16 protein-coding genes and 1 pseudogene are annotated in these 18352 nt (G+C 69.3%); 7 read left to right on the top strand and 10 right to left on the bottom strand.

Features of this window, described 5'->3' with window-relative positions; genetic code table 11:
* Positions 1-82 precede the first annotated feature (82 nt).
* The 3 genes from J2X41_RS11280 (at position 83) to J2X41_RS11270 (ending at position 4647) form a co-directional block, all read left to right on the top strand.
* Positions 83-820: a M48 family metallopeptidase gene (locus J2X41_RS11280; RefSeq protein ID WP_310081902.1), complete on the top strand. Its 738-nt coding sequence runs from the start codon at positions 83-85 to the stop codon at positions 818-820.
* Positions 821-1154: 334 nt separating this feature from the next.
* A complete protein-coding gene (clpB, locus tag J2X41_RS11275; protein ID WP_310081901.1) occupies positions 1155-3749 on the top strand; it encodes an ATP-dependent chaperone ClpB in 2595 nt (864 codons plus the stop codon).
* A gap of 328 nt (positions 3750-4077) precedes the next feature.
* Positions 4078-4647, top strand: coding sequence for an OmpA family protein (locus J2X41_RS11270; protein WP_310081900.1), 570 nt, complete (start codon positions 4078-4080; stop codon positions 4645-4647).
* A 166-nt stretch (positions 4648-4813) separates the two neighbouring features.
* Here J2X41_RS11270 and J2X41_RS11265 read toward each other — a convergent pair whose 3' ends face one another.
* The 3 genes from J2X41_RS11265 to bla all read right to left on the bottom strand — a co-directional run bounded on the left by J2X41_RS11265 (position 4814) and on the right by bla (position 9084).
* A complete protein-coding gene (locus tag J2X41_RS11265; RefSeq protein WP_310081898.1) occupies positions 4814-5455 on the bottom strand; it encodes a glutathione S-transferase family protein in 642 nt (213 codons plus the stop codon).
* Between the two features lie 77 nt (positions 5456-5532).
* Positions 5533-8043 (bottom strand): MASE1 domain-containing protein, encoded by a 2511-nt coding sequence (locus J2X41_RS11260; RefSeq protein WP_310081897.1) that lies wholly within the window; start codon positions 8041-8043, stop codon positions 5533-5535.
* A gap of 126 nt (positions 8044-8169) precedes the next feature.
* Positions 8170-9084: a class A beta-lactamase gene (gene bla, locus J2X41_RS11255; RefSeq protein ID WP_310081896.1), complete on the bottom strand. Its 915-nt coding sequence runs from the start codon at positions 9082-9084 to the stop codon at positions 8170-8172.
* Between the two features lie 94 nt (positions 9085-9178).
* Here bla and J2X41_RS11250 point away from each other — a divergent pair, with 94 nt between their 5' ends.
* Positions 9179-10045: a LysR family transcriptional regulator gene (locus tag J2X41_RS11250; protein WP_310081893.1), complete on the top strand. Its 867-nt coding sequence runs from the start codon at positions 9179-9181 to the stop codon at positions 10043-10045.
* Here J2X41_RS11250 and J2X41_RS11245 read toward each other — a convergent pair.
* Both J2X41_RS11245 and J2X41_RS11240 read right to left on the bottom strand, forming a co-directional pair.
* Positions 10042-10311: a GNAT family N-acetyltransferase gene (locus J2X41_RS11245; protein WP_310081891.1), complete on the bottom strand. Its 270-nt coding sequence runs from the start codon at positions 10309-10311 to the stop codon at positions 10042-10044. The two genes, J2X41_RS11250 and J2X41_RS11245, sit on opposite strands and share 4 nt — an antisense overlap.
* A 256-nt stretch (positions 10312-10567) precedes the next feature.
* Positions 10568-11770, bottom strand: coding sequence for an acetyl-CoA C-acyltransferase (locus J2X41_RS11240; RefSeq protein ID WP_310081889.1), 1203 nt, complete (start codon positions 11768-11770; stop codon positions 10568-10570).
* 231 nt (positions 11771-12001) lie between these two features.
* On the opposite strand from J2X41_RS11240, the gene J2X41_RS11235 reads away from it, so the two are divergent.
* The 3 genes from J2X41_RS11235 to J2X41_RS11225 all read left to right on the top strand — a co-directional run bounded on the left by J2X41_RS11235 (position 12002) and on the right by J2X41_RS11225 (position 13380).
* A complete protein-coding gene (locus J2X41_RS11235) occupies positions 12002-12505 on the top strand; it encodes a helix-turn-helix domain-containing protein (protein ID WP_310081888.1) in 504 nt (167 codons plus the stop codon).
* Entirely contained in the window at positions 12502-12714 is a 213-nt protein-coding gene (locus tag J2X41_RS11230) for a hypothetical protein (protein ID WP_310081887.1), read from the top strand. Before J2X41_RS11235 ends, J2X41_RS11230 begins: the two co-directional genes overlap by 4 nt.
* Before the next feature lie 96 nt (positions 12715-12810).
* Positions 12811-13380: a sugar transferase gene (locus J2X41_RS11225; protein WP_310081886.1), complete on the top strand. Its 570-nt coding sequence runs from the start codon at positions 12811-12813 to the stop codon at positions 13378-13380.
* Between the two features lie 13 nt (positions 13381-13393).
* On the opposite strand, the gene J2X41_RS11220 is transcribed toward J2X41_RS11225, so the two are convergent.
* The 5 genes and pseudogenes from J2X41_RS11220 to flgK all read right to left on the bottom strand — a co-directional run bounded on the left by J2X41_RS11220 (position 13394) and on the right by flgK (position 18266).
* The gene (locus tag J2X41_RS11220; RefSeq protein ID WP_310081884.1) at positions 13394-13525 is read right to left on the bottom strand and encodes a hypothetical protein; all 132 of its coding nucleotides are present in this window, start codon (positions 13523-13525) and stop codon (positions 13394-13396) included.
* Between the two features lie 306 nt (positions 13526-13831).
* Positions 13832-15037 (bottom strand): tRNA 2-thiouridine(34) synthase MnmA, encoded by a 1206-nt coding sequence (gene mnmA, locus J2X41_RS11215; protein WP_310082172.1) that lies wholly within the window; start codon positions 15035-15037, stop codon positions 13832-13834.
* 56 nt (positions 15038-15093) lie between these two features.
* A pseudogene (locus tag J2X41_RS11210) lies at positions 15094-15203 on the bottom strand (hypothetical protein); the annotation flags it as partial.
* A gap of 15 nt (positions 15204-15218) precedes the next feature.
* The gene (locus J2X41_RS11205) at positions 15219-16142 is read right to left on the bottom strand and encodes a flagellin (RefSeq protein ID WP_310081882.1); all 924 of its coding nucleotides are present in this window, start codon (positions 16140-16142) and stop codon (positions 15219-15221) included.
* A 9-nt stretch (positions 16143-16151) separates the two neighbouring features.
* On the bottom strand, positions 16152-18266 hold the full coding sequence (gene flgK, locus J2X41_RS11200; protein WP_310081880.1) for a flagellar hook-associated protein FlgK: 2115 nt from the start codon (positions 18264-18266) through the stop codon (positions 16152-16154).
* Positions 18267-18352 lie beyond the last annotated feature (86 nt).

The following is an 18352-nucleotide window of genomic DNA, read 5'->3' as shown; positions in this document are numbered from 1 at the left end:
CCCTACCGCGCGATGGACAATCGGCGCCACGATCCTTCACTGTCCCGCGCCAAGGTCACCCGTCTCTCGCCGGAGTTTCGATTTGCGTTCCGCTCTCCTGGTCCTCGCCGCGTTCACGCTTTCGGCCTGCGCCTACAATCCCGAACTGGGCCGCCAGCAGATGACCATCGTCAACGACGCCAGCCTGGCCCAGGCCGGCGAGCAGGCGTGGAGCCAGGCGCTGGCCCAGAGCACGGTCAGCCGCGACCGGGCCGCCAACGCCCGGGTGCGCGCCGTCGGCCAGCGGGTGGTCGACGCCGCCGGCCTGGGCCAGCGGCCCTGGGACTACGCGGTGTTCGAGGACGCCGCCCCCAACGCCTTCGTCCTGCCTGGCGGCCATGTGGGCGTGACGACGGGCCTGCTGAAACTGGTCGACAACGACGACCAGCTGGCCGCGGTGATCGGCCACGAGGCCGGCCACGTGGTCGCCCGCCACGCCGCCGAGCGCCAGTCGCAAAACCTGACCTCCAGCCTGGTGCTGGGCGTGCTGGGCGCGGCGGCTGGCTCGTCCGATGCGGCCCGGGCGATCTCCAGCTATGGCGGGGCGGGCGCCAAGTACGGCTTCCTGCTGCCGTTCTCGCGCAAGCAGGAGCTGGAGGCCGACCGCCTGGGCGTCGACTTCATGCAGCGGGCCGGCTACCGCCCGCGCGAGGCGGTGATCCTGTGGCGGCACATGCAGGCCAGCGGCGGCCCCAACACCCCGCAGTTCGCCTCGACCCACCCGTCGGACGCCGCCCGGATCCAGGCGCTGGAAGCCTATATCGCCCAGCGGGGGTGGTGAACCGATCCTCCTCACCCGCAAAGCGGGGGAGGGCTATCGCCCATAGCCAACCACGGTTGTCATCCCGGACGAGCGCGCGGCGCGAAGATCCGGGACCGACGCGTGAACGCAAGCGCTTCCGGCGGTCCCGGATCGGCGGCCCTCCGGGCCTTGTCCGGGATGACAGGCTCGGGGCCGCGGACTTACGAGACCGCCCTGACTTGGCCGGCGAGAAGAGGAGCGCAGGTTCCGGCCAGGCGGTCCTTGTGTGGCGGATCGGCCACACTACATCCCCGTGGGACGGGTTGCGCTTGATCAAGGCGACCCGGCTCAATCCGCCTGAACTGGGGATATCATGAAGATCGACCTTTATTCCGACCGCGCCAAGCAGGCCGTGCAATCGGCCCAGAGCCTGGCCCTGGCCCGGGGCCACCAGCAGCTTGGCCCCGAACACCTGCTCAAGGTCCTGCTCGAGGAGAAGGACGGCCTGAGCCGCGCCCTGATCCAGAGCGCCGGCGGCCGGCCCGACGCGGCCGACGCGGCGACCGACGCCCTGCTGGCCAAGACGCCGCGTGTCGACGGGGCCGGCGGCCAGCTCTACATGAAGCCCGACACCGCCCGGGTGTTCAGCGCGGCCGAGGAGGGCGCGAAGAAGGCCGGCGACGCCTTCGTCACCACCGAGCGCCTGCTGATCGCCATCGCCAAGGAAGGCGGTGACGCGGCCAAGATCCTGAAGGACGCCGGGGCCTCGGCCCAGGGCCTGGAGACCGCCGCCGCCGCCGTCCGCAAGGGCCGCACCGCCGATAGCGCCAGCGCCGAGGAAGGTTATGACGCCCTCAAGCGTTACGCCCGCGACCTGACGGCGGCGGCCCGCGACGGCAAGATCGACCCGGTGATCGGCCGCGACGAGGAAATCCGCCGCACCATCCAGGTGCTCAGCCGCCGCACCAAGAACAATCCGGTGCTGATCGGCGAGCCCGGGGTCGGCAAGACCGCCATCGTCGAGGGCCTGGCCCAGCGGATCGTCAACGGCGATGTGCCTGAGAGCCTGAAGGACAAGAAGCTGCTGTCGCTCGACATGGGCAGCCTGATCGCCGGCGCGAAATATCGCGGCGAGTTCGAGGAGCGGCTGAAGGCCGTGCTCGGCGAGGTCACCGCCGCCGAGGGTTCGATCATCCTGTTCATCGACGAGATGCACACCCTGGTCGGGGCCGGCAAGAGCGACGGGGCCATGGACGCCTCCAATCTGCTGAAGCCCGCCCTGGCGCGCGGCGAGTTGCACTGCGTCGGCGCCACCACCCTGGACGAGTACCGCAAGCACGTCGAGAAGGACGCGGCCCTGGCCCGTCGCTTCCAGCCGGTGTTCGTCAGCGAGCCGACGGTGGAGGACACCGTCTCGATCCTGCGCGGCCTGAAGGAGAAGTACGAGGTGCACCACGGGGTGCGGATCTCGGACTCCGCCATCGTCGCCGCGGCCACCCTCAGCAACCGCTACATCGCCGACCGCTTCCTGCCCGACAAGGCCATCGACCTGGTCGACGAGGCCGCCAGCCGCGTGCGGATGCAGATCGACTCCAAGCCCGAGGAGCTCGACGAGATCGACCGCCGCCTGGTGCAGCTGAAGATCGAGCGCGAGGCCCTGAGCAAGGAGACCGACGCGGCCTCCAAGCAGCGGCTGGAAAACCTTGAGACCGAGATCGACGACCTGCAGTTCCGCTCCGATGAGATGACCGCCCGCTGGAAGGCGGAGAAGGACAAGGTCGGCGGCGCCGCCCAGGCTCGCGAGGCCCTGGACCGCCTGCGCGCCGACCTGGCGACCGCCCAGCGGGCCGGCGACTTCGCCCGGGCCGGCCAGATCCAGTACGGCGAGATCCCGGCCCTGGAACGCCGCCTGGCGGAAGCCGAGGCCGGCGAGAGCGGCGCGGGAGCCCAGAAGGCTCTGACGCCCGAGGTCGTCGACGCCGAGCAGATCGCCGCGGTGGTCAGCCGCTGGACCGGGGTGCCGGTCGAGAAGATGCTGGAGGGCGAGCGCGAGAAGCTGCTGGCGATGGAGGACGCCCTGCGCGGCCGCGTCGTCGGCCAGGACGAGGCGCTGGAGGCGGTGTCCGATGCGGTCCGGCGGGCTCGGGCCGGCCTGCACGACCCGTCCAAGCCGATCGGCAGCTTCCTGTTCCTGGGCCCGACGGGCGTGGGCAAGACCGAGCTGACCAAGGCCCTGGCCGAGTTCATGTTCGCCGACGAGCACGCCATCACCCGCATGGACATGTCGGAATACATGGAGAAGCACTCGGTCAGCCGGATGATCGGCGCGCCTCCCGGTTATGTCGGCTACGACGAAGGCGGGGCCCTGACCGAGGCCGTGCGCCGGCGTCCGTACCAGGTGCTGCTGTTCGACGAGATCGAGAAGGCCCACCCGGACGTCTTCAACGTGTTGCTGCAGGTGCTGGACGACGGTCGCCTCACGGACGGGCAAGGCCGGACGGTCGATTTCAGGAACACCCTGATCATCATGACCTCCAACCTCGGTTCGGAATTCCTGGCCGGGCAGGAGGACGGTGACGACGTCGAGGCCGTGCGGCCGATGGTGATGAACACGGTGCGCGGCCACTTCCGCCCCGAGTTCCTCAACCGGATCGACGAGATCATCCTGTTCAAGCGCCTGTCCCGTGCGAACATGGGCGACATCGTCCGCATCCAGCTGCAGCGGGTCGAAAAGATGCTGGCCGAGCACCGCATGACCGTGGCGCTCGACGCCGAGGCCCTGCAGTGGCTGGCCGACAAGGGCTACGACCCGGTCTATGGCGCGCGCCCGCTCAAGCGGGTGATCCAGAAGGACCTGATCGACCCGATCGCCCGCAAGCTGCTGGCCGGCGACCTGGAGGACGGCGGGGTGATCGCGGTCGGCGCCGGGCCCGACGGCCTGGCGATCGGCAAGGCGACGTTGCAGTAAATTCCAGCTCAACCGAATCCTTGGCGGGCGCGTCCGACGGGCGCGCCCGCTTTTGTGTCTGGCGGAGACGGGAAAAGCGGTCCAGGATGGTCGCTCAACCTCAGCATATTACAAATATTTATTGGGAACCTTTGTTCAGGTTCCGCGTACGCGCGCGCTATTTAAGAGCGGACGGGCCATCTTCTCTGCAATGGCCAAGTCTGTCCAGAACAGGCCCAGAATTCGCCTCTTTCGAATGTCGATTTTGACCTGACGAAGCGCCGCCGCTGGGGTGTGGGACGGCTCAGCTTGGCGCTCGGTGTTGAAACAGAAGGCGGAAGGGTGTGCCATGATTAGCATGAACTACAAGATGATGATGGTGAGCGCTCTGGTGGCCGGCGGACTGTCGGTCAGCGGCTGCGCGACCAAGGGGTATGTCAACGATCAGGTCGGCGTGGTGAGCACGCGCGTCGACGGGACCGAGACCAAGCTGGCCGAGGTCGACCGGACCAGCCAGGAAGCGCTGAAGCGGGCGACCGACGCCGGCAAGCTGGCCGAGGGCAAGTTCCTGTACTCGGTGGTGCTGAGCGACGACTCGGTGAAGTTCCCGCTGAACCGGTACGAGCTGTCGCCGGAAGCCGAGCAGCGTCTGGCCGACTTCGCCTCGAAGCTGAAGGGCGACAACAAGAACGTCTATCTGGAGATCCAGGGCTTCACCGACGCCACCGGCGATCCGAAGTACAACGAGAGCCTGGCCGGCGAGCGGGCCGAGACGGTGCGCAAGTTCCTCAGCAAGCAGGGCGTGCCGCTGAACCGCATGGCGACGATCTCGTACGGCGAGGAAGACCCGGTGGCCCCCAACGACAACCCCGACGGCCGCGCCCAGAACCGCCGCGTGGTGATCCAGGTCCTGGCCTAGGTTTGGCTTGGGGACAGGCGCATGCGCCTGTCCCCGTCCCCTGACGCCCCCTCCGTCGGCTTCGCCGCCACCTCCCCCGTTTCACGGGGGAGGAGAACGGCTCTCTCCTCACCCGCATCGCGGGGGAGGTGGCGCGATGCGGATACGCATCGCGACGGAGGGGGCGTCAGGCGTCCGCCGCTTCCTTCGCCTTGGCGATCAGCGCGTCGTCAATCTGGGAGGCCCGCTTGGCCGCGGGGCGCTGGCTGATCCCGGCCCAGTAGGCCTCGAAGGCCGGACGCTTCTCGATCGAGCCGAACATCATGCCCCAGCCGATCTGCGAACCGACATAGACGTCGGCGGCGGAGAAGCGGTCGCCGACGATGTACGGGCGGCCCGTCACGGCCGTTTCCAGCGCGTTCAAGGTGTCTTCCAGGCAGCCATAGCCGGCTGTGGCGCGGCGTTCGGGCGGCACCTCGACGCCGAGGGCCTTGTTGGTCACCGCCGCCTCGACCGGACCGCAGCCGAACATCAGCCAACGATAATAGGTCCCGCGCTCGGAAGCGCCGACGGGCGGCGCCAGGCCCGCCTCCGGAAAGGCGTCGGCCAGGTAGGCGCAGATCGCCGCGCCTTCGGTGACCGTCACGCCGCGATGGGTGATGGCCGGCACCTTGCCCATCGGATTGATCGCCAGATATTCGGGCGCCTTCATCGACGCGGCGTAGTCGAGCGTCACTGTGCGGTAGGGCGCGCCGACCTCCTCGAGCATCCAGCGCACGATGCGACCGCGCGACATGGGGTTGGTGTAGAAAACGAGTTCGTCGCTCATGGCTGGCCCTCCAAAAGGAGGCGCGATCCTAGCGCGTGCGACCGGGCGCGCAATCTCGCAAACCAGTGATCTTCGAATTAGGCCGAAGCCCGCAGCGCCCGGTCCGGCGCGGCGGTCATGGCGCCGTTCAGCGCATCGACCAGGCCGGCGGCGGTCATCGGCTTGGACACCGAGCCGTCGAAGACCCCGCCGGGATTGCCGGGCCGGGCGTCGGCCGAGAAGGCGATGATCGGCGTCGCGGCGTTGGGGCCGCCGCCGTTGCGGATGCGCAGGGCGGCCTGGGCGCCGTCCAGGCGCGGCATGCGCAGATCCATCAGGATGGCGTCGAACGGAGCCGCCGCGGCGGCCGCCACGCCTTCTTCGCCGTCCACCGCCTCGGCGACCTCGGCGCCCAAGGCGGTGAGGATGGCGTTGACCAGCTCGCGGTTGGCGGGGTTGTCGTCGACGATCAGCACCCGGCAGGCGGGCGGCAGCGGCGGGATGGCGGCGCCGTGGGAGGGGCTGGCCTCGGCGCGAGCCGTCGACGGCGCGGCGATGTCGAAGCTGAAGCACGCCCCGTCGCCCGGCACGCTGACGACCCCGATGCGGCCGCCCATCGCCTCGACCAGGCCCTTGCAGATCGCCAGGCCCAGGCCGGTGCCGCCGTGCTTGCGGGTCAGGCCGGCGTCGACCTGGGAAAAGCGGCGGAACAGCAGGTCGACGGCCTCGGGCGCGATGCCGGGGCCGGTGTCGCGCACCGACACGTTCAGTCGCTCGGCGGCGTCGTCATAGGCGGCGGCGACGGTGATCGACCCCGCCTCGGTGAACTTCACCGCGTTGCCGATCAGGTTCAGCAGCACCTGGCGCAGGCGGCCGCCGTCGAGCAGCAGGTCGGCGGGCAGGGCGCCCAGGCCTTCGGCGCGCAGGGCCACGCCCCGGGCGTCGGTCTCCAGCGAGAACAGGCCCAGGGCCTCCTCGATCAGCGGGCCGGGGGCGACCGGCTCCAGCTTCAGCTCCAGCTGGCCGGCCTCCAGCTTCGAGAAGTCCAGGATGTCGTTGATGGTGGTCAGCAGGGCCTTGCCGCCGCTCAGCACGCGGCCGATGAAGCGGCGCGCGTCGGGCGACAGGTCCGCCTCGTCGTCCACCAGGCGGGCGAAACCCAGCACCGAGGTCAGGGGCGTGCGCAGCTCGTGGCTCATATTGGCCAGGAACTCGCCCTTCACCGCGGCGGCGGCCTCGGCCGCGTTGCGGGCCTCGCGCAGCTGGCGCTCCATGGCCTTCTGCTCGGTGACGTCGCGGACGATGTCGGTGATGCCGAGGACCGCTCCGGTCAGCGGGTCGCGCTGCAGGCTGGGGCGGGATTCCAGCCAGATCATCTGGCCGTCCTTGCGGATCGCGCGATATTGGACGCGGCTGGGGCCGTTGTCGTCATGGGCGGCCATGTGGGCGATGTGTTCGATCACGACGGCGCGGACGGCCTCGCGGTCGTCCTCGTGCACGGTGGTCATGCCCTCACGGCCGACCAGTTCCTCGGGCGCGTAACCCATCATCGCCACGCAGGCCGGCGAGACGTACTGGATGACGCCTCGCAGGTTGCTGTGGACGATCATGTCCTGGGCGTCCTCGGCCAGCTGGCGGAAGCGCGCCTCGCTGCGGAACACCGCGGCGTTGGCCTCGGTCATGCTCTGCAGCATCTGGCGCCGGCGCCGCTGGATCGAGGCCACGGGCAGGCTGATGAAGATCGCCACCGCCAGGAACAGCTGCAGCACGATGGCCTGGTCGGCCGAACCGGCCTGCAGCAGCGTGATCGGGCCTCGGCCGGCCATGGTGAAGATCACCGCCACGATCGCGACCAGGGTCGCGCTCAGGGCCGCGCCCAGCACCTCCAGCCGCCAGGCGACCAGCAGCATGACCGGCGGGATCATGAACAGCAGCGGCCGGTGCTGGGTGAAGACGCCGACGGTCACCGCCAGCAGCAGCAGCAGGCAGGCGACGCCGCTGGCCGACAGGGGGCGTTCGCGCAGGTAATGGCGCAGGCGGACCAGGGCCAGCAGACAGGGTGTGATGGTCATCAGGCCCAGGATGTCGCCCAGCGACCAGACGCCGATATTGGCCAGCAGCGCGCCGCCGCGCATGGCCGTATGGATCGAGGCGGTCACCACCCCGGTGGCGATCGGGGCGGCCAGGCCGCAGACCAGGGCGAAGGCGACCATGTCCCGGGGCCGGCCCAGGTCGACCTCCTGGCCGACCACCCGGCGCATGCCCCAGGCGCAGATGAAGACCTGGATGATGTTGCAGCTGACCAGCACGATGTTGACAGTGACCAGGTCGTGGACGTGGGCGCCGGCCGCCAGTCCGCCGGCCAGGCATCCCAGCAGTACGGCCGGCCAGTGCCGGCCGCGGCACGACAGCAGGCAGGCCACACCGAAGCCGTTGGACAGCCAGATGGGCGCCACCTGGTTGTAGTTGCGAGGGAATTCGACGCACAGATAGGCCAGCAGGGCGTAGCCGACCGCCGCGATCACGGCCAGGGCCAGGGTCTTCAGGATGTCGCCGCCGGTCCACTTCGAGATCGACCAGATCGAGGCGGGGGAGGTCGTCTCTGTCATCGCCCTGCTTTCGCGGGGCGCCAGCTTCCGCTCGAGTCGGCGCCCCTGAAGCACGCATAGGCTGAAGGCCTTAAAGAACAGTGGCTTGCGGCGTGGCCGCCATCAGGTTCGTTGGACGGGGCCGCTTCAGGCTCCGAAACCCGCCGCCACGACCAGCCGGGCGACCTCGGCGATCACGGCGTTGCGGCCGTCGTCGGCCAGGGTGGAGCGGCTCAGATAGGCGGTGATCAGCAGGGGCGGGCGGCGCGATCCGCCAGCGCCGGTCGGCCAGATCACGGCGATGTCGTTGGTGGTCCCGACCTTGCCGTCGCCCCAGCTGCCGGTCTTGTCGCCGACCGTCCAGCCGGCGGGCAGGCCGGCGCGCAGGCGCTTGTCGCCGGTCTGGTTGGCCACCAGCCACGTGACCAGCTGCTGGCGCGAGGCCGGCGACAGCACCGGACCCAGGGTCAGGGCGCGCAGGGCGGCCAGCATGGCGGCGGGCGAGGTGGTGTCGTGGATTTCGCCGGGCCGGACGATGTTCAGGCCGGGCTCGTAGCCGTCCAGGCGGGTCACCTTGTCGCCCAGGCCGCGCAGGAAGGCGGTCAGGGCCGGCGGGCCGCCGAAGGTGTAGAGCAGCACATTGGCGGCGGCGTTGTCGCTGAGGGTGACCGTCGCCTCGCACAGCGCCCCGACGGTCATGCCCTCGTCGACGTGCTTCTCGGTGACCGGCGAATGGGCGACCAGCACGTTTCGACCGTAGACGATCCGCCGATCCAGCCGCTCCAGGCCCTGGTCCACCCGCTTGAGCACCAGGCCCGCGACCAGGGCCTTGAAGGTGCTGCACATCGCGAAACGCTCGTCGCCGCGATGGGCGAAGGTCTTGCCGCTGGCGGTGTCCAGCACCGCCACGCCCAGCCGGCCGCCGCTGCGGGCCTCCAGGGCGGCCATATCCCGGCTAATGCCGCTGGTCAGTCGCGCCGTCGCGGCCGAGGCGGCGGGGCCGGCGATGGAAAGGGCGGGAATGGCGGAAAGGGCCGTCAACACTTGGCGTCGGTCGATCATCGGGTTCTCCATGGCCCGGAAGATGGGCCAGGCGTGACCCTGGGATCAAACGATGATACCTGGGCGCAAACCCTAGGAAAATTTGGGTGTCCAGATGAGCCGCGCGCAGCTTCCCCTGAACGCCCTGCGAGCCTTCGAGGCCTCGGCCCGGCACCTGTCCTTCACGCGGGCGGCCATCGAGCTGTGCGTGACCCAGGCCGCCGTCAGCCACCAGGTCAAGGGCCTGGAGCAGCGGCTGGGCGCCAGCCTGTTCCGCCGCCTGCCGCGCGGCCTGGCCCTGACCGACGAGGGCCTGGCCCTGCTGCCGACGGTGCGCGACAGCTTCGACCGAATGAGCGACGTGCTCGAGCGGTTCTCGGCCGGCCGGGTGATGGAGGTGCTCAGCGTCGGGGTGGTCGGCACCTTCGCCGTGGGCTGGCTGCTGCCGCGCCTGCCGGCCTTCCGCGAGGCCCATCCGTTCGTCGACCTGCGCCTGTTCACCAACAACAACCGCATCGACATCGCCGGCGAGGGGCTGGACTGCGCGGTGCGCTTCGGCGACGGGGCCTGGCACGGAACCCAGGCCGCGCCGCTGTTCGCCGCGCCGATGACGCCGCTGTGCGCGCCCCTGGTGGCCGAACGGCTGAAGTCGCCCGAGGCCCTGGGCGCCGAGATCCTGCTGCGCAGCTACCGGGCCGACGACTGGCCCGACTGGTTCGCCGCCGCCGGCCTGGTCCCGCCGCCGATTCGCGGGCCGGTGTTCGACAGCTCCTGGGTGATGGTCGAGGCGGCGATGCAGGGGGTCGGCGTGGCCCTGGCCCCGTCGATGATGTTCGCCCGCGACCTGGAGCAGGGCCGGCTGGTGCGCCCGTTCGCCCTGGAGGTGGGGTCGGGGATGTACTGGCTGACCTGGCTGAAGTCGCGGACGGTTACCCCGGCGTTGGGGGCGTTCCGGGATTGGCTGGCCGAGCAGGCCACCTAGGCGATCATCTCCGGGTCGTTGCGCCTCAGCCAGGCCGAGGCGTAGCTGCAGAGGGGAACGATCTTCATCCCTTCGTTGCGGGCTGTTTCGGCGACCTTGCCCATCAGGCGGCCGGCCGCGCCGGTGCCGCGCAGCGCGGGATCGGCTTCGACGTGGGGGATGACGAGGCGCTGGCCGCTGCGCTGGTAATCGGCGAAGGCGATGCGCCCGTCGACCTCCAGTTCATAGCGGCTCTTGGCGGGGTTGTGGCTGAAGGCGTCGGTCATGACTCGCATATGGGCTGGACGGCGCACCGCGCCAGGCGTGTTGGTGGCCCGGAGCTAACGCGCGAGCGAGGCGGGCGATGCGGCCAAGGCGGCCCGGTCGAGTGAACTTGGCGCTCGACGCCCTTGACGTTGTCATCCCGGAAGCCTCGCAGAGGCTGTCCGGGACCCAGGGGGCTGGGCAAGGGCGGTGCGGTTCTCCTGGGTCCCGGACAAGCGCTGCGCGCTTTCCGGGATGACAACGGTGGGGGAATGGCCCCTAGACCAGCTCCACCGCCATCGCCGTCGCCTCGCCGCCGCCGATGCACAGGGAGGCCAGGCCCTTCTTGCCGCCGCGGGCCTGCAGGGCGGCGATCAGGGTGCAGAGGATGCGCGCGCCGCTGGCGCCGATCGGGTGGCCCAGGGCGCAGGCGCCGCCGTTGACGTTCAGCCTGTCGGGGTCGAAGCCCAGTTCCTGCTGGGCGATCATGGCGACCACGGCGAAGGCCTCGTTGACCTCGAACAGGTCGACGTCGGCGACCGCCCAACCGGCCTTCTTCAGCGCCTTGCGCATGGCCGGAACCGGCGCGGTGGTGAACAGGCCCGGCTCGTGGGCGTGGGCGGCGTGGGCGGCGACGCGGGCGACGATCGGCAGGCCCAGGCGCTGGGCGACGCTCTGGCGAGTCATGACCAGGGCGGCGGCGCCGTCGCTGATCGAGCTGGAATTGGCCGCGGTGATGCCGCCGTCGCGGGCGAAGGCCGGGCGCAGGGTGGGGATCTTGGCGGCGTCGGCCTTCAGCGGCTGCTCGTCCTGGGCGATCGTCTCGACGCCCTTGCGGGTGGTGACGGTCACCGGCGCGATCTCGGCGGCGAAGGCCCCCGAGGTCACGGCTTTCTGGGCCTTGGCCAGGCCGGCGATGGCGTAGGCGTCCATGGCGTCGCGGCCGAACTGGTAGGTCGCCGCGCTGTCCTCGGCGAAGGCGCCCATCAGCTTGCCGGGGGTGTAGGCGTCCTCCAGGCCGTCCAGGTACATGGAGTCCCACATCTGGTCGTGGCCGATGCGGGCGCCGGCGCGGTGCTTGGTCAGCAGATAGGGCGCGTTGGTCATGCTCTCCATGCCGCCGGCCACGATGATCTCGGCGCTGCCGGCCGCCAGGGCGTCGTGGGCCATGATCGCCGCCTGCATGCCGCTGCCGCACATCTTGTTGACCGTCGTCGCCTCGACCGACTTGGGCAGGCCGGCCCCGATCGCCGCCTGGCGGGCGGGGGCCTGGCCCAGGCCCGCGGGCAGGACGCAGCCCATGAAGATCTGCTCGACCTGATCGCCCGAGACGCCGGCCCGCTCGATCGCAGCCTTCACCGCCGTCGCCCCCAGCTCGGTGGCCTTGGCGCCGGCCAGCGCGCCCTGGAAGCCGCCCATCGGCGTGCGGGCGAACGAGACGATGACGATGGGGTCGCCAGAAGACTTGAAGGCCTCGGACATGCTGGAGCTCCACCCGTTTTGCGTTCTGGGAATTTCGCGGCGAAATAAACCCTCTTCGGCGTGGTGGGCGCAAGGGTGTTCCGCAAAGAGCGGGCGACGGAGGAATGCGGACATTCCCGCCGTCGCCGCGCAGTGCGCAACCGAGAGAGTCAATTGCTATAAAAAACTTACCTCCGTGGGTCTGCAAAAGCAACCCTTGCATTCCCCGGCGTAAGGCTTCACCTTCGTGTGATGGGCCGGACCGCCGACTACACCAATGAACGCTGCGCCATCGCCGCCACCCTTGAGGTCGTCGGCGATCCGTGGACCCTGCTGATCCTGCGCGACGCCTTCCAGGGCGTGAAGCGGTTCGAGCAGTGGCAGGAACGCCTGGGCGTGGCCCGCAACGTGCTGGCCGCCCGGCTCAAGAGCCTGGTGGCCAACGGCGTGCTGGAGCCGCGCCGCTATTCGGAACGCCCGCCGCGCCAGGAATATGTGCTGACGTCCAAGGGCCGGGCCCTGTCGCCGGTGCTGCTGACCATGGCCGAGTGGGGCGACCAGCACGTCTACGGCCTGGGCAAGGGGCCGGTGCACTTCGTCCACAAGACCTGCGGCTGCGACTTCCATCCCAAGCTGGCCTGCGAGGCCTGCGGCCAGATCGTCGACGGCCGCGACCTGGGCCGGGTGGTGCACGAGGATCAGGCGCTGACGGTCGGCCAGGCCCTGGAGGCCTCGGCCAAGATCGCCGCCGAGTGAGCTTCCGCTTCCACGTCCATCGCGCCAAGCCGGCCTATCGGCTGGTGACGGCGGACGGGGCGGTATTTCCGGCCGGCGCCGATCCGGAAGACTGGCGCTTCACGCGAGTCCGCGCGCGGGCCGACACCAATCCCGACGTCGCCCGACTGGTCGACGAGACCGGCCATTGCCTGTTCAAGATCGGCCTGGGCTTCGACGAGATCGTTTGATCCACAGCTTTTGACAAATGTGTCGGAACCCCGACGCAAGCTCGGCGTTTTGAGCCGTCGAGCGCATCGCGCTCAGGGCGGGGCGCCCAGGGTGCAGTGGGGTTGGCGTTGGTCGAAGCGACGGGGCGTATAGGCGTGGTCGGCCCCGCCAGAAGCATAAGCAAGCGGATCCTGGACGTGCTGGGCGCGCTCCTGGTGCTGCTGTTCTTTCTTCCGATCGGCTTGGTGATGATCATCGGGATCCGCTTCGCCCGGCGGGGTCCGATTTTCGTGCGCGAGAAGACGGTCGGGCTGCATGGCCGCACGTTCGGGCGCTGGCGCCTGTACCGGCCGGCCGACGGCGGAAGCCTGTTCGACCAGGTGCTCTGGCGAGCGGGACTGGCCGACCTGCCATCGGCCGTGAATGTCATGGACGGCGACATGTCGCTGATCGGTCCCCGGCCGCAGTCGCCCGGGCAGGACGCCTATCTGCGCCAGGGACGGCCGGACTATGCGCGGCGCCTGGAGGCGCGGCCGGGCATGATCTGGCCGCGCGGCGAGGAGGGCGAACCGTCCTGGAGCGCCGAGCTGGACTATATCGCCCGGTGGTCGGTGTTCGTCGATCTGAGGGTCGCTGCCCTCTATGCGGTCCAGGGCCTGTTCCGCGAGGAACAGGACATAGATTAGATCGGCGACGAGATCAGCGCGCGATCATCGCCAGGCCGACAATCAGGCTGGCCCACAGACCAAGATTGGCCAGGATCACGCTCAGCCGGGTCAGCGAGACATGGCGTTCTTGGCGGTGCTTGTAAGTGTAGGCGGCGGTAGACATGGTCCCTGAACTCCAAATTCTACAGTCGCGTCAAAAACTTGGCGCGGGCATACAGTAGATACGTATGCATGCCACAAAAGTTTCGCATGTCACTCGCTCAGGGAGAGATTTCTGGTTCCGAACGACGATTATTTTGCTGCACGGCCCTGAGAGAACGTCAGTTTTTATCGGCGCTGTCAAATAATGGCCCAATATACCGCCTCCAGGATGCTGAAGCGCACCGATGCGCGCCTGGCGTGCATCGGTGCGAGCCGGCAAAAAATCTTGGATCTGGCGTGTCGAGAGACCGTCGGCCTGAGTCGGCCCCTATAGCGCGGCGCGCTCGGTCGCGGCGATGAAGCCGCCGCCCAGCACGCGTTCGGGATCGGCGGGATCGTACAGCACGCAGGCCTGGCCGGGGGCGACGCCCTCTTCCAGCCCGTCGAACACCAGGCGCGGTTCGCCGTCCGCCAGGGCCAGCCGACCCGGGACGGGCTCGCGGGTCGAGCGCACGCGGGCCAGCACCGGCGCGCCGGCGGCGGCGGCGGCTTCCAGGCTGTCCTCAGCGCCCAGCCAGTTGCCTTCCTTCAGCGACAGGGCCCGGGTCAGCAGGGCCTCGCGCGGGCCGACGATCACCTGTCGCTTGTCGGCGTCGATCCGGACCACGAACAGCGGGTCGCCGACGGCGACATTGAGGCCGCGGCGCTGGCCGATGGTGTAGCGGGTGACGCCCTCGTGGCGGCCCAGCACGCGACCGTCCAGGTGCACCATGTCGCCGGGCAAAGCGCCCTGCGGCCGGATGCGGTCGATCACCGTGGTGTACTTGCCCTCGGGCACGAAGCAGATGTCCTGGCTGTCGGGCTTGTCGGCGATGGCCAGCCCCAGCTCGGCGGCCACCTGGCGCACGGTCGGCTTGTCCATGCCGCCCAGGGGGAAGCGCAGGAAGTCCAGCTGCTCGGCCGTGGTGGCGAACAGGAAATAGCTCTGGTCCTTGGCCGGGTCGGCGGCGCGGCGCAGCTGCGGTCGGTTGCCGCCGCCGGCAAACGCCCTTTGCACATAGTGGCCGGTGGCCATGGCCTCGGCGCCGAGGTCGCGGGCGACGTCCAGCAGGTCGCGGAACTTGACGGTCTGGTTGCAGCGTACGCAGGGGATCGGGGTCTCGCCGCGCAGATAGGCGTCGGCGAAGTCCTCGATCACCTGTTCCTTGAAGCGGCTTTCGTAGTCGAGCACGTAGTGCGGGATGCCGATCCGCTCGGCCGCCATGCGGGCGTCCAGGATGTCCTGGCCCGCGCAGCAGGCGCCCTTGCGCGAGACCGCCGCGCCATGGTCGTAGAGCTGCAGGGTGACGCCCACCACGTCGTAGCCGGCCTTGGCCAGCAGGGCGGCGGTGACGGTGGAGTCCACGCCCCCGGACATCGCCGCCACGATCCGCGTCCCGACCGGCAGGCCCACGGCCAGGCGCGCTTGCTCGACGGCCTTCTCCAGGGAAGACGGGGCGAGGGCGGCGGCGGCAGGGGCGAGGGTGGCGTCCATCGCGCGCATATAGCTGTTCGAGGCCGGTTTTGCGAGGTTTGGGTGTCGCGGCGCGGCCCTGCGTCCTTCGAGGCCCGCTGCGCGGGCGCCTCAGGATGAGGAACTCTGTACTGACGTCCTCATCCTGAGGTGCGAGGCGTAGCCGAGCCTCGAAGGACGCAGGGCGTCCCTCCGCGCGAACCTACCTCAGCACGTTCAGCAGCGACGAGTTCTGCAGGCTGGCGAACACCTGGGCCGAGGCCTGGACCGCCAGCTTGGCGGACTCCAGCCGAGTGACCGCCTCGGCCATGTCGACGTCGGTGATGCCGCCGACCATGGTGCTCAGGGTGTCTGCCTGGTCGGAAAGCTCGGTCTTGGCGGTGTCGAAGCGCTTCTGGTTCAGGCCGTTCTGGGCCTGGGCGGTGACCAGCCCCGTCTTGACCCCGTCGAACACGGGCAGCAGGCCCTTGAGGAAGTCGCTCTGGGCCTGGGTAAGCTTGCCGGTGAACGGGCCGTTGGCGTCGACATAGGCCTGGACCTGCTTGAAGGCGCCGTAGACGCCCGTGCCCAGCTTGTCGGCCAGTTGGCCGGTGGCGACCGAGGTGGTGTCGTCGACGCGGTTGCTGGTGATGTACTGGTCGTTCTTGAACAGGGTGGCGATCGGCGGGCCGGCGGTCAGGTCGGTCATGTTGGTGGCGGTGGTCGGCTGGGTGTCAGACTTGGCCCCGGCGAACACGTAGCGGCCGTTGAACTTGCTGTTGAGGCCCTGGACCACGTCGCCGAACGCGCCGTTCATCTGCTGCATCAGGGTCTCGGCGCTGCCGGCCGCGATGGCGTTGGCGATGGCGTCGCGGGCGTCCTGGGTGGCGTCCGCGACCTGGCCGATGCCGATGTCCTGGACGTCCAGGCGGTTGGAGACCAGGGTCGTCTGGTCCAGGAAGCCGGCCACCTTGGCCTGGGCGCTCTTCATCGCCGTCAGGACCTCGGCGTTCTTGGCGTAGCCCTTCAGGTCGGTGGCGTTCTTCTGGCTGGAGACCTGTTCGCCAGCGACGTTCTGCAGCACCTGGGCGCGCATCAGGTTGCTGGTCATCACGCCGAAATTGCCGGAGGTGGAGACGCGGGTCATGGCTTAACCTCAAACGATATTGGTGAGGACATCGAACATGTCCTTCGTCGCCTGGATCAGGCGGGCGGAGGCGTTGAACGCCTGCTGGTAGGTGGTCAGGTTGACCAGTTCCTCGTCGAGGTTGACGCCTTCCTGCGACTGGCGCTGGGCGTCGACCTCGGTCTTGACGGAGTCGGCCGCTTCCTTGCGGCTGGTGGCGGCGGCGGCCTTGCGGGCGATCGAGCCGCTGAAGTCGGCGCCATAGTTCAGCACGGTCTTGCTGGAGCCGGCGGTGTCGCCGGCGGTGGCGAAGGCGGCGGCGACATCGCCGGCCTTGGCCAGGGCCAGCGCGCCGCGGCCGTCGCCGGTCGCCAGGGCGGGGACGCCGGCCGCCACGGTCAGGTTCAGCTTGGCGAACGGCAGCTTGGAGGGATCGGCGTCCATGGCCGGATCCACCTTGAACAGGCCGCCGCGCGTGCTGCGCTCGCTCATGCCGACGCCGAACAGCTGGCTCAGCGACGGACCGCCGACGCCGCGCTGGGTGGTGTCCTCGACCACCGACAGGCTGACCGGGGTGGCGGTGTTGGAGGTGAAGGTCAGCTCGCCCTTCGAGCCTAGCGAGAAAGAGCCATAGAGGCCGATGCCGGAATTGCGCGAGTTCAGGGCGTCGAGGGTTTCCTGCATCGTGCCGGTCCCGGTCGGGATGGCCACCTGGATGTCGCGGATGCGGCTGCCTTCGCTGTCGGTCAGGCGCAGGGTGATGGTCTGGCCGGGCGTGAAGCCGCTGGGATCGCTGGCGACCATGCCGGTCTCGTAGGGCGAGTAGCCGTCCGAGCGGATGATGTCGTTGAGCCCGAAGAACTGGGAAAAGCCCTTGCCGGCCTTGGTCGAGGGCGTGGTGGCGTCGTCGACGATGGCGACGCCATTGGTCGAGGTCGTGGTGTTCAGGCTCAACTGGCCGTTGGTGAAGGCCGCCGTGGCCGTGCCGCCCAGGGCGGTGTTCAGCTGGGTCAGGAAATTGGTGTTGGTGAAGGTCGGGCCGGCCGCGCCGTTGACGGTCATGGTTCCGGCGCCGAAATCGACGTCGACGCGCTGGACGATGGCGCCGGCGGCGTTGGTGATGGCGATCGTCGTCTTGCCGGTGAAGTTGGCGAAGGCGGTGTTGGCGTCCAGGCCCGTGTCCTTGCCGGTCAGGCTGCTTGGCGCGGGGACCGAGCTGGCGGCGTTGGAGGCGCGGTTCAGCTCTTCGGCGGCGCGGCTGACGAATTCGCCCAGCTGGTCGGAAAGGTTGGGCAACTCCTTGTTGCGCAGCTCCAGCAGGCCCTGGATCTCGCCGTTGGTGACGGCCAGCGGCATGACCTGGCCGCCGCTGTTGGCGGTGACGACGGTGAGATAGCCGCTGGCCGGGCCCGACTGGTTGTAGGTGACGGTGGCGGGGCCGTTGCCGGCCAGGGTCACGCCCTCGGCCGAGCGCACCATGACGCCGCCGTTGGAGCGGTCGCTGACCTGGATGTTCATGTAGGTCGACAGCTCGTTGATCAGTCCGCTCTGGACGTTCTCCGAGCCGGTGCCGTCGGCGCCCGCCATCTTGGCGCGGGTGATGTCGACGTTCAGGGCGTCGATCTGCTTGAGCAGGTCGTTGACGCGATCGACGTCGGCGCCGATGCGGTTGTCGGTGTCCTTGATCTGGCTCGACAGCGACGAGGTGATGCGCTTGCTCTCGCCGAGGAAGTCCTCGACCTTGGTGATGGCGCTGCTGCGCAGCAGGGTCGAGGACGGATCGTCCGCGGCCATGGAGAAGGCGGCGTAGACGTCGTCCAGGGTCGCGAAGAAGTTGGTCTTGGCGCTGGGGTCGCCGAACAGCTTCTGGGCGTTGTCCATCGCGGTGGCGACCGCGCTGGCGCGGCCGGCGTCGGAGGCGCCGTTCAGGCTGGCGGCGGCCATGAACTTGTCGGTGGCCCGCTTGATGGCGTCGATGTTGACGCCCACGCCCATGCCGTTCGACACCAGGTTGGACTGGGCGATCGTCTTGCGGACATAGCCGGCGGTATTGATGTTGGCGATGTTGTCGGAAACGACGCGCAGGCCCGTCTGGGCCGCCATCATCCCCGAGGTCGCCACGTTCAAGATGGTGTTCAACGACATGGTCTATTCTCCGGCCTGCTCGGCAAACCACGAACGGCGCAACGCGACCTTGCCCGGCGAAAACTGCCGGGCGTTGTGGGGGGTGA

The sequence above is a fragment of the Caulobacter sp. BE254 genome, assembly GCF_031457295.1.
In the GTDB taxonomy this organism is placed as follows: Bacteria; Pseudomonadota; Alphaproteobacteria; order Caulobacterales; family Caulobacteraceae; genus Caulobacter.
The sequence above is the reverse complement of the archived record's forward strand: the minus strand, read 5'-3'. Positions and strand labels throughout refer to the sequence as shown.